The sequence below is a fragment of the Vibrio sp. 2134-1 genome, from assembly GCF_033339495.1.
The window spans coordinates 1-1,085 of record NZ_JAWOUS010000133.1; the positions used below are offsets into that span (position 1 = coordinate 1).

At 40.5% G+C, this 1,085-nt stretch carries 2 protein-coding genes; both read left to right on the forward strand.

Annotation, left to right across the window (positions count from 1 at the left end):
• Positions 1 to 702, forward strand: a 702-nt coding sequence (gene bla / locus R7R78_RS24405) for a class A beta-lactamase, subclass A2 (protein ID WP_225474411.1), incomplete at its 5' end; no start/stop codon positions are given.
• 144 nt (positions 703 to 846) lie between these two features.
• Positions 847 to 1,085: nucleotidyltransferase domain-containing protein (locus R7R78_RS24410; protein WP_406707389.1), on the forward strand; the 239-nt coding region annotated here is incomplete at its 3' end.

Genomic DNA, 1,085 nt, shown 5'->3' on the forward strand with positions numbered 1-1,085 from the left:
CAAAGCGTTATGAAATTTCCGATTGCTTTAGCCGTTTTGTCTGAGATAGATAAAGGGAATCTTTCTTTTGAACAAAAAATAGAGATTACCCCTCAAGACCTTTTGCCTAAAATGTGGAGTCCGATTAAAGAGGAATTCCCTAATGGAACAACTTTGACGATTGAACAAATACTAAATTATACAGTATCAGAGAGCGACAATATTGGTTGTGATATTTTGCTAAAATTAATCGGAGGAACTGATTCTGTTCAAAAATTCTTGAATGCTAATCATTTCACTGATATTTCAATCAAAGCAAACGAAGAACAAATGCACAAGGATTGGAATACCCAATATCAAAATTGGGCAACCCCAACAGCGATGAACAAACTGTTAATAGATACTTATAATAATAAGAACCAATTACTTTCTAAAAAAAGTTATGATTTTATTTGGAAAATTATGAGAGAAACAACAACAGGAAGTAACCGATTAAAAGGACAATTACCAAAGAATACAATTGTTGCTCATAAAACAGGGACTTCCGGAATAAATAATGGAATTGCAGCAGCCACTAATGATGTTGGGGTAATTACTTTACCGAATGGACAATTAATTTTTATAAGCGTATTTGTTGCAGAGTCCAAAGAAACTTCGGAAATTAATGAAAAGATTATTTCAGACATTGCAAAAATAACGTGGGATTACTATTTGAATAAATAAAAAACTACCGCTAACACTGGCTCATAGGCAATGGCGGGTTGAAGTGCAATTTGCAAAGTCGGTAGCCCGCCCGAGCGTTTTCTCGGTTTGACAGGAAAGGCTCACGCAAACCGCCACTGCCCATAGCCCAAACCGTTAGGCCGCATGGACACAACGCAGGTCACATTGATACACAAAATTCTAGCTGCGGCAGATGAGCGAAATCTGCCGCTCTGGATCGGTGGGGGCTGGGCGATCGATGCACGGCTAGGGCGTGTAACACGCAAGCACGATGATATTGATCTGACGTTTCCCGGCGAGAGGCGCGGCGAGCTCGAGGCAATAGTTGAAATGCTCGGCGGGCGCGTCATGGAGGAGTTGGACTATGGATTCTTAGCGGAGAT